General features: G+C 65.5%; 11 protein-coding genes and 3 pseudogenes. 7 read left to right on the top strand and 7 right to left on the bottom strand.

Annotation, left to right across the window (positions count from 1 at the left end; genetic code table 11):
- Positions 1–98: 98 nt before the first annotated feature.
- Positions 99–905, bottom strand: a pseudogene (locus ABFX50_RS49685) (IS630 family transposase); the annotation flags it as partial.
- Positions 897–1202, bottom strand: a pseudogene (locus ABFX50_RS49680) (helix-turn-helix domain-containing protein); the annotation flags it as partial. The pseudogenes ABFX50_RS49680 and ABFX50_RS49685, both read right to left, overlap by 9 nt.
- A 144-nt stretch (positions 1203–1346) precedes the next feature.
- Here ABFX50_RS49680 and ABFX50_RS49675 point away from each other — a divergent pair.
- On the top strand, positions 1347–1688 hold the full coding sequence (locus tag ABFX50_RS49675) for a VOC family protein (protein WP_346158111.1): 342 nt from the start codon (positions 1347–1349) through the stop codon (positions 1686–1688).
- A 109-nt stretch (positions 1689–1797) separates the two neighbouring features.
- On the opposite strand, the gene ABFX50_RS49670 is transcribed toward ABFX50_RS49675, so the two are convergent.
- The 3 genes from ABFX50_RS49670 to ABFX50_RS51705 form a co-directional block, all read right to left on the bottom strand.
- Positions 1798–2217: a dihydrofolate reductase family protein gene (locus tag ABFX50_RS49670; protein WP_346158108.1), complete on the bottom strand. Its 420-nt coding sequence runs from the start codon at positions 2215–2217 to the stop codon at positions 1798–1800.
- A 170-nt stretch (positions 2218–2387) separates the two neighbouring features.
- On the bottom strand, positions 2388–2555 hold the full coding sequence (locus tag ABFX50_RS49665; protein WP_346158105.1) for a hypothetical protein: 168 nt from the start codon (positions 2553–2555) through the stop codon (positions 2388–2390).
- Between the two features lie 40 nt (positions 2556–2595).
- Positions 2596–2805 carry an integrase core domain-containing protein gene (locus tag ABFX50_RS51705; RefSeq protein WP_428834739.1) on the bottom strand — a complete coding sequence of 70 codons (210 nt, stop codon included), beginning with the start codon at positions 2803–2805 and terminating at the stop codon, positions 2596–2598.
- Between ABFX50_RS51705 and ABFX50_RS49660 the strand changes: the two genes are divergently transcribed.
- The 6 genes and pseudogenes from ABFX50_RS49660 to ABFX50_RS49635 all read left to right on the top strand — a co-directional run bounded on the left by ABFX50_RS49660 (position 2798) and on the right by ABFX50_RS49635 (position 6434).
- Positions 2798–3256, top strand: a complete 459-nt coding sequence (locus ABFX50_RS49660) for a dihydrofolate reductase family protein (protein ID WP_346158095.1) — start codon at positions 2798–2800, stop codon at positions 3254–3256. The two genes, ABFX50_RS51705 and ABFX50_RS49660, sit on opposite strands and share 8 nt — an antisense overlap.
- A gap of 421 nt (positions 3257–3677) precedes the next feature.
- On the top strand, positions 3678–3962 hold the full coding sequence (locus ABFX50_RS49655) for a hypothetical protein (protein WP_346158092.1): 285 nt from the start codon (positions 3678–3680) through the stop codon (positions 3960–3962).
- On the top strand, positions 3950–4126 hold the full coding sequence (locus ABFX50_RS49650; protein WP_346158090.1) for a hypothetical protein: 177 nt from the start codon (positions 3950–3952) through the stop codon (positions 4124–4126). Before ABFX50_RS49655 ends, ABFX50_RS49650 begins: the two co-directional genes overlap by 13 nt.
- Before the next feature lie 187 nt (positions 4127–4313).
- Positions 4314–5098, top strand: a pseudogene (locus ABFX50_RS49645) (transposase family protein).
- Positions 5095–5319, top strand: coding sequence for a transposase (locus ABFX50_RS49640; RefSeq protein ID WP_346158087.1), 225 nt, complete (start codon positions 5095–5097; stop codon positions 5317–5319). The pseudogene ABFX50_RS49645 and the gene ABFX50_RS49640 overlap by 4 nt, the downstream one beginning before the upstream one ends.
- Positions 5320–6233: 914 nt before the next feature.
- Positions 6234–6434 (top strand): endonuclease domain-containing protein, encoded by a 201-nt coding sequence (locus ABFX50_RS49635; protein WP_346158084.1) that lies wholly within the window; start codon positions 6234–6236, stop codon positions 6432–6434.
- A gap of 226 nt (positions 6435–6660) precedes the next feature.
- On the opposite strand, the gene ABFX50_RS49630 is transcribed toward ABFX50_RS49635, so the two are convergent.
- Both ABFX50_RS49630 and ABFX50_RS49625 read right to left on the bottom strand, forming a co-directional pair.
- Positions 6661–7038 carry a hypothetical protein gene (locus ABFX50_RS49630; RefSeq protein WP_346158082.1) on the bottom strand — a complete coding sequence of 126 codons (378 nt, stop codon included), beginning with the start codon at positions 7036–7038 and terminating at the stop codon, positions 6661–6663.
- Between the two features lie 1666 nt (positions 7039–8704).
- Positions 8705–9235 carry a hypothetical protein gene (locus ABFX50_RS49625; RefSeq protein WP_346158078.1) on the bottom strand — a complete coding sequence of 177 codons (531 nt, stop codon included), beginning with the start codon at positions 9233–9235 and terminating at the stop codon, positions 8705–8707.
- Between the last annotated feature and the right edge of the window lie 226 nt (positions 9236–9461).

The following is a 9461-nucleotide window of genomic DNA, read 5'->3' as shown; positions in this document are numbered from 1 at the left end:
ACGAGCTCCCCAGACCTACGAGACAGCCTTCCACTCAACATCATCTACGCTGGCATCAGCTGCATAAGCCGTGTCCAGTCTTCGGGTGGAAGCCCCCCGGTCGGGGTGAAGTGCATGTGGAAGCGTGGATGACGGGCCAGCCACGCCTTGATCGCCGGTGTCTTGTGGGTGCCGTAGTTGTCGCAGATCAGGTGGATGTCCAAGTCGGCCGGCACCGTCTTGTCGATGGTGACCAGGAATTTCTTGAACTCGGCGGCGCGATGTTGGCGGTGCAACTCGCCGATGACCGTGCCGTCGGCGATGTTGAAGGCGGCGAACAGGCTGGTGATCCCGTTGCGGACGTAGTCGTGGGTGCGCCGCTCGGGCATACCGGGCATCATCGGTAACACCGGCTGCGAACGGTCCAGGGCCTGGATCTGGGACTTCTCATCCACACACAGCACCACCGCGCGCTCGGGCGGGTCGTGGTAGAGCCCGACGACGTCGACGACCTTCTCTACGAACAGCGGATCGGTGGAGAGTTTGAAGGTGTCGGCCAGGTGCGGTTTGAGCTCGAAGTCGCGCCAGATCCGCCCGACGGTCGACTTGGACAGCCCGCTGCGCTTGGCCATCGACGCCCGCGACCAGTGTGTAGCGTTCTTCGGCACCTCCTCCAGGGTGGCCACCACCACCTCTTCGACCTGGTCCAGGCTGATCGATGGCGGCCTGCCCGGGCGTGGTTCGTCGATCAGCCCGTCCAGCCGTAGCCGCAGGAACCGGGAGCGCCACTTGGAGACCGTGTCCGGGTGCACCCGCAACTCCGACGCGATCTGCTTGTTGTCCTTGCCGTCCGCACACCCCAACACGATCTTCGAGCGCATTGCCAAGACCTGCGACGATTTCGCCCGCCGTGACCATCTCTGCAGCGTCGCCCGCTCCTGGGCGGTCACGGTCAGCTCAGCCTTCGGCCGCCCCGTCCGGGGCCGGTCGAGCAGGGCGTCCATCCCGCCGCGGGCAAAGGCCGCCCGCCACCTGCGCACCGTGGTCACGGTAGTCCCGAGTTCCCGTGCCACCTGCGCATTGCTGGCTCCGGGCTTGGCGCAGGCCAACACGATCCGCGCACGACTCGCCAATCCCGACGCCTCCGCCGTCAGACCCTGCAGCCGGGCGCGTTCGACGTCGGTCAACTCGATCTCTACGGCAGACGGACCTGGATGTCCCATGCACAGCAGCATAGGAACTTATCCGTCGAATTTCAGGCGCATAACACTAGTACGGCAGCCGCCATTCGGTAGCTGAGCTGGGCGTATGCGACGCAAGGGGACGGCTGGCCTGCACGGGAGTCAGGGATTCTTTAGGATCACGGCATGGCCCTCGACTTGTACGCAGGAATTCCGGTCACCGAGTACGCGGCGGCCCTGAAGTGGTATGAACAGCTGCTGGGCTCCCCGCCGACGTTCGTCGCGAGCGACACGGAGGCCGTGTGGGAGCTCGCGGAACATCGGGCCGTGTTCATCGAGCAGCGGCCTGAGCACGCCGGTCACGCCATGCACACGATCTTCGTCGACGACTTCGAGGCGCTCGTGGCACAGATCGCTGAGCGGGGACTCGAACCCGTTGAGCGTGAGACCTACTCCAACGGCGTGCGCAAGGCCACCTACCGCGATCCCGACGGGAACGAGATCGGGTTCGGCGGCGCTCCTGTGTGACCGGCCCGGGCGGGTACGACAGCCGGTCATCGCGGCGTGAGCTGGGATGACGCGGCTGTGGTACCAACGCAAGGCCGAATCGAACGCCACAAGGTACTCGGAGGAGCGATCAACGAGTACCGCCGAGCTGCATAGCCCGGCCGGAGAACCCCAGCTCAGACCATGGGCGCAAGTTTTGACGCGCTACAGGCCAGTTCACCGATGCCTTCGACGCGGTCTTCGCGGACGCTGGCCTGCAGGTCATCAAGAGTCCGCCGCAGGCCCCGAAAGCGAACGCGCACTGCGAAAGGATCATCGGCACCCTACGCCGCGAACTCCTGGACAGCCTGCTCATCCTCAACTCTTGCGGCCCCACGAGGATGGCGTCGGCCTGCCTGAACCATCCGTCGACGGGGTCGAGCTGGCCGTCGGCGGAGTGGGGCACGAGCCAGCCGCCGCGCTGGAAGTTGTTGCTGGGGTCCTCCTGGACCCCGCCGGGGCCCTGCATGACGCCGTCGAGGCTGACGAAGGTGTGAACTTTGATCTCCATTGGTCTTCTCTCCTTGAGCGAGGTCGCGTGCCGGCGTGCGCCGGGTCGCGCGGCTTGATCAGGATGTAGTGCGGCAGAAGACGCAACAAGGGACGATATTGGAACGCCCTTTTAACCCTCGATGGTTTCACGGCCGGCGGCGACCAGGTCGAAGTAGCGGCGGTAGAGGTTCATCTCGCGGGCGCGCACGCCCGTGGAGCTGCGCGGGCGCGCGGTCGTGACCTGTCCAGTTCGGCGGTGGTGTAGCTGCGGTAGAAGTGCTTGGTGTCGGCCAGCATGCGGCCGACCAGCCACGCCATGGCGTCGACGAAGGAGTCGACGTCGCCTGTGAGGCTCAATAATAGGATTCGGTACCTGACCTGCCGGTTCTCGACGGTTTCAGCTGGCGATCCGGTACTCGTTGATGAGGCCCCCGAGGATGGCTCTGCAGTGGACTCGTTTGTCTGCCAGATCGACGGGGGGTGGCGCGCCTGTTTCGGCTTGCAATGGGGACAACTGTCCGATGCCGCGGTGAGGTCGGGCCGTATTGTAGTGCGCCAGGTAACGGGTGAGGGTTCGGCGGAGATGGTGCTCCGAGAAGATGCGCACCTACTGGTCGCAGGTCACCGATCCGGACAACATCGTGGCCACTGCCCTCAACACCTGGCAGAAGCACGTCGTCAGCAACACGCTCTCCGACGCCGACGCGGCCTGGGGCAAAACCACGGTGCTGCGCGGCGACATCGTCGAGCAGGTCCGCCGGCTCAAGGAGCAGCCGGGTGGTGAGCTGCAGGTGCACGGCAGCTGGCAGCTGGTGCGCACCCTGCACGACGCCGGACTCGTCGACACCTACAGGGTGCTCCAGTTCCCCGTCGTCGTGGGTGACGGCAAGCGCCTGTTCGCCGACGGCGCCACACCGGATCACCGAGTCGGAGGTGCTGAAGGGGGGCGCGGGCGCGGTCTCGCTCACCCTGCGTCAGGCCGAGTTCGGCACCACCGGTACCGGCGAGTTCGTGGTGCAGGACGGCCAGGAAACCATCGCCTGAGCACGGCAAGGTGACAGATGGTCGGCACGCGGTCTTGGCTTGAGCTCAGGCCTTGGCTGGCCGCGAGGCTGGTTCCGGCCACACCGACATCAACGCCTCAGCGACCGACCATCACGAATAACCCCCGGTTGGACGATTCAGCTGATCTGCGGCCACGTTGTCCGCTCGCGACACGGCGGTCATCGTGGGCCAGCTGAAGGATGGGAAGAGGCGATCGACGCGTTGTACCGGTTTGGCCTGGGGCTGGACCTGCGGGACACTCAACTGCTCGCCTCGGCACTCGCGGCCGATGCCGAGCTGGATTCCCGCTCGGCGGCGGCCGAGCGGGAGCGTGCAGCCCCCTGATGGTCGGCCGCGCACGATCGTGAACCTGCTCCTGAGCCTTGTCGGCCGACCTGGCTGCGCCATCTGCCGGCCGTCGACACGCTGCGCGTCATGCTGATCCAGCACTATGTGCGCACTACCGATCGGCGGGGACGGCAGGTGATCAAACGGCGGCAGGGCCTCGCATCGGGCGGCGAGGGCCTGCCGCCGGGCAGATACTGGCTGAGTTCGCCCTATGACCTCGATGCCCGCTGGGCGGCCAAGGGCAGCGAGCTGATGTGGAACGGCTACAAGGTGCACATCAGCGAAACCTGCCGGCGCAGCGCCGACCCCAAGACATCCTCGCCGACACCGGCGGCACCGACCTCGGCACCGACCTCGACATGCCGAACCTGATCCCGAACGTGGCCACCACCGACGCCACCGTGCCCGACACGGCGATGACCGAGACCATCCACCAGCACCTGGACCGGCGCGGCCTTCTGCCCGCCGAGCACTACATGGATGCCGGCTACTCCTCCGCCGAACTGGTCGCCGCCGCCGCCGGCAGCACCAGGTGAGGCTGATCACGCCGTTGCGGAGCGACAACTCCGTCCAAGCCCGCACCCGCAATGGCTACGACCGCACCGCCTTCACCATCGACTGGGAACGACGGCAGGTCACCTGCCCGCAAGCACAGAAGAGCACTTCCTGGACACCTTTAAGACAGCAGTCGACCAAGATCCGATGCCCCGACCGGGAGCCTCGTTGCTGTCTTACCGTGCCTCGATTCCTCTGTCCAACCACACCCTCATCCGCTTGGCCGAACTCATCCGCACACGGCGCGCCGAAGGCCGCTCGCGGTGGCGGAAGTTAGACCCGGCTCGACAAGCGCTGCTGGTCCTGGCCCACCTGCGTAACGGCGACACCTACGCTCGCCTTGGCGCTGGCTTCGCCATCGGTACCACCACGGCCTGGCGCTACGTCCGCGAAGGCGTGGACCTGCTGGCGGCGCTGGCCGAGAACGTGCACGCCGCCGTCAAGCGCGCAGCCCAGCTGGCCTACACCATCCTGGACGGCACCCTCATCCCGATCGACCGCCTCGCCGACGAGCGACCGTACTACAGCGGCAAACACAAACAACATGGAATGAACGTGCAACTGCTGGCCGACCCGGCTGGCCGGCTGGTGTGGGCCTCGCCTGCGCTGCCAGGCGCCGTTCACGACGTCACCGCGGCCCGGGCGGTCGGCCTGATCGACGCCTTGACCAGCGTCGGGGTGTCAAGACCTTCGCGGACAAGGGCTATCAAGGCGCCGGCGGCACGATTCGGACACCGTTCAAGCGGCATCGCCATCGGCCCTGGCTGTCTCGCGGCCAGCGGGACGTCAATCGCGCCCACGCTCGCATCCGGGCCATCGGCGAACGCGCCGTTGCGACCCTGAAGGGCTGGAAGGTGTTGACCAAGCTGCGCTGTTGCCCGCATCGTGCGACCGCACTCGTGCAGGCGATTCTCGTCCTGCAGCTCGTCGAAGAGGGCCGCTACTCAAGATGAAAAGGGCTCGGTGCGGTATCGAGGCCACCATCCACCAAGCCGTCACGGTCACCGGCCTGCGCCGCGCCCGCTACCGCGGCATCAAGAAAGTCCACCCCGAACACATCATCTCCGCCATCGCCATCAACCTCATCCGGCTGAACTCCTGGTGGGGTGGTCACCCTCTGGAGCGGAAACGCACCAGTCACCTGGCCCGACTCGAACCAGCCCTGACGGCCTGAAACGAGTTAACCAGCAGGGTCCTATAGGCACAGTGCGGTGATCCTGAGCCGAAGAAACGCCAGCTCAGGCCATGCGGATGAGTTTTGAAGCGGTACAGGCCGCTCGGCGGCTGAGTCAGCTTTGCCTCATATTTGCCCCATGCCGTCCCAGCGCGCGGGCGCGGCTGGAGTTTCCGCAGGTGGAGAAGCGCGCCCTGCAGGATTCGAACCTGCGACCGTCGGATTAGACGGCGGTGGTCCCGCCGGTGCACGCCACGCGTCCATCGCCGGGGATCTGCGGCCTCGCCCGGCAGGTAATGTCGGTAGAGAGCACGGACGTCGCCCGATGTAAGGTCTCCCCGGTAGCCGATACGGCGGACGTCGACGATCGCGGAGATGATGGCCGCGCCACCCCGATGTGCCCCCGCCTCACCAGGCTTCCAACGCCGCATCAAACTCGTGCCCACGTCGCACGACGGGACCATCTCAATGCCGCGGCGCAAGCTCTCCTCGTCGAACCCCGTACCAAACTCGCCGGCGCGAGCGGACTGCTGAATTTCCGGCTCGGCAGCCACCACCTGATTGTGCAGCTCTCGCGCCGTGACGAGCGCGCCCAACAGTTCGGGCGAGCCGGATCTGCCGAGGAGGTCATGAGGCGCGCTGATGCCCTCATCCTCACTCGGGCCGTACCTTTCGGTGGCCGTAGAGCGGTGCTGCCGCCCTACCCCCAACGAGAGGAACTAGATGGTGACCGACGCATCCCCACGTCAGTTCCATCGGCTCAGCAACCACGACACCAACGCGCGGACCGCGCTCTGCTCGGTGTGCGGCCCCACCAAGGTACGGAGCAAGCCAAAAGCCGGGGGTCGATGAGGTGGCGGTGCGCGAACACTGAAAGCCCGAAGGCGAACCGCGCGCGTACCCACAAGTGGGCGATGAACGCGCGGTTCGCTGTTGACCACGACCACGAGACGGGGGCCGTCAGAGGCCTGCTCTGCTCGCCTCGCAAGATCGGCATCGGGTGGTTTCGCGACGATCCCGCACGGCTGCGTCGGGCAGCTCAGTACGGCGAGCAGTCCAGGACCAGCGGCGGCCGCCATCTGCCGATGCTCTTCCAGCCTCAGCGGTGGAACTGAGCATGAAGGCAAGCTGGAACCTGATCAGGAGCTCAGCACTCGCTGCCGCTTAGCAGGAGGCCACTTTGTCGCCCGTCTCGGATCAGACGTGGGCCGCGTCGCCGGCGAGCGCGGCCTCGAGCTTCCGCGCGGCTCGGCCTTGAGCCTGTTGCGCAGTTCCTGCTCGTACGTGTCCTTGATCTTAACCTCGATCCGCTTTGTGGCCTCGGCGTCCGCGTCCGCGCGGTTACGTGTCGGCGCCGGAGCCGCTACTTGCGTCGGCGTCAGCTTGCTGCCTGGCCTCCTTCTCGACCCGCTGCCCGGTGACGGCGTCGGCACCAGGGCTCACGTGGACGTGGATGTTCTGCGCCTGGTTCTGCGTCTGCCTCTGGATCTGCTTCTGGAACTGACGATGCAGCTGCCTCTTGAACCGGTGGAACAGACAGCGGCAGTGACCGCAGCCGCCGTGACCGCAGCCGCCCCAGCGGGTGCTGAAGGCGGTGCTGGTGGTGGAGGTGGTGCTTGCGCTGGCCGCGCTGGCCGTCGCGGCGCCAAGCCCCACGGTGCCGGCGCTCAGAACGCAGCATACGGCGGCCGCTGTGACGACACCCTTGAGCTTGTTCATTGCGTGATTCCCTCCTGAAACTCGATTTGACCCAGCATGGCTAATCGCCAAATCACTGGAAAACGCCTGATAAGCCTCTTCGGCTCATCGCCGCAGCTCAGCAGGGGTGACCCGCCAGTCGGTGCCCTCTTGGTCTGGTGGACTGGAGGTCACAGCAACCCTGCCGGGGATCCGGGAGAGGTGCATCGGCCCTGCTTGGGCGGCCTCGCCAAAATAGCCTGAATAAGGCTCAACGTAACGCCGAAGGATTATCTTGCACAGAGCGTAGATATCCCGACAATCAGCAAATAAACGGACATTGCCCGCTTCTTTGTGTAACCAGCTTCGTGCTTGACCAAGCTGAATTCTCGGCCGCGCGTGCCCGCCCTTCTCTGGGGGAGGGCATCGCCGAGTTCTCCGCGGCCGGCTCGGCGCGCCGTCACGTCAAGCGACCGCTCCCGCCTGCGGCAGACTCATGGAAAGTGCTTGATCGGCTCTTTTCCCGCCCCTCCTCGCGGGCTTTAAGGATGATGCGGCATGGCGGAGCGGAATGAGGTCACACAAAAGGGACAATTAACTATTTAGTCACTCTTCGGTGTTAGCATCTTAAAAGGGGTGAAAGGGATACTTATCGCATTGGGCCCGTTTCGGCGAGCTTCTCTGAGTTGTAGAACGGGAATGGCTTTGGCCAGTTGCCCCGCAGGGAGGGGCGCAGCGTAGTTTGCGCGGTATCCGTCAGTCGCGCTCTGGCGATGTCCGGCTCGGATCGTGTCCGGCCTCTCGATGGACTCGTCAAGGCGAAGCCGTCCGGCATCCGACGGGAGCCTCACCCATGGCGCGAGCAGGTCGATGCTGCCGCCGATCAGCCGGTCGCGCGCGTCGGCGGCGTGCCCGTCGCAGATCAACGCCCCCGACTTCGTCGGTGTCGATGAGGCGGTGCGTGGAGGGTTCGGCGGAGGGGACGTCGCCGCGGTAATAGCTCCAGGTACGCCGCCCCTGCAACTCGGCATCGGGTGGTGCCGCCGGTGCAAGCGAAGGTGCTGCCGTGGTCCGGGCGCGCCCCATGGGATACCGCAAGAGCCGGTCGGGGGGCGATCCGGGCAAGGCCTGAGGTGGCCTGTCGCAGGTCCCGGCCGACCTGCGGGCCGACCGCGGCGCTCTCCTCTGGTCGTCTGTCATCGACGAAGCTGTCACCAGGTACACGCGGAGGGGCCGTCAGCCCCGGTCGGCCATCCGCCCCGGTCGGCGCTGCCTCGCGTGACAGGGCCACCCCGCGAGCCGCGCAGAGGTGTCCCTGCTACGGCGAGCGTCATGCCGCCGCCAACTTGTGGATCCGTGGCTGCCGAGGATCGGCTGTGAGCCAGCGGCACTCGGCTCCGGCCTTCTGGCGATCGGTGATGGGGGCGTCCAGGCGGCTGTCCTGTCGGCTTCGGTGGGCAGGGGTAGCGACGTGTGGAGTGGGAGCCGTGGCTCGGTAACTCGGCCGCGAGGATGAGGTCTTTGTCGCCAGGATGAGCTGGATGGCGAAGATGTGGCAAGCGGACCCGAATGGGCGGTTGTTCACAGATACGGTAAACGATCGGGCGTAGGTGAGGGCCGATCGAACACTAGGTTTTGCCTATTGGTGGTAACCTCGCCGGTTTCCTCTTACTAAGGTGGTGTTTCGGGAGTATCCATTGGGGCGTCATTATGGCGAAATGCCGACTGGACGACCGCAGTAAGAACGCGACCCGCTGGGCTCCACGGTCGAAACGCCGATCGGCGTTCCCGGGAAACCGATTCGGCACTCTCTAAGCCCATCCATTCTGGCGTGGGCGAATCTCATCACGGTCGGAGTATCTCCATGTTCAGGGAAGCTTTTGCTGGGGGTGCATTGATAGCCGCTGCCCTCGTCGTCCCAGTGACGATGCCGGCGCAGTCGGCGATCGCAGCTCCGGCGGCTCAGCCGGTAACACAGGTCGCAGAGTCCGCCACCCACCCATGCAGGTTCCATCCGAATCCCCGGAGGTGCCGACAGCGGGGCCACGACCGGCAGCAGCAGCAGCAACAGCAACAGCAGCAACAGCAGCAACAGCAACAGCAGCAGCAGCAGCAGCAGCAGCAGCAGCAACAGCAACAGCAGCAGCAGCAACAGCAACAGCAACAGCAACAACAGCAACAGCAGCAGCAACAACAGCAGCAACAGCAGCAACAGCAGCAACAGCAGCAACAGCAGCAAGACTAAGGAGGTCAGAGAGCCTGAATGCCCGGCAACTTTTGCAAGCGCGCCCCATGGGGGGTATACCCCATGGGGCGAACCGCTGGTGCCCTTTTCATCCTCGGGCGAGTTCGTAGTTCTGCAGGACAGTGACCTCTTTTCATCCTCGGGCGACTTCGTAGTTCTGCAGAACGGCGATGGCCTTGCACAGGTGCCCAGTCTTGAGGGGGCAGCAGCGGAGCTTCCG

The organism is Nonomuraea recticatena (assembly GCF_039533245.1).
Taxonomy (GTDB): Bacteria; Actinomycetota; Actinomycetes; order Streptosporangiales; family Streptosporangiaceae; genus Nonomuraea; species Nonomuraea roseola.
Note: the sequence above shows the minus strand (reverse complement) of the source record. Positions and strands in the feature narration are given on the sequence as shown.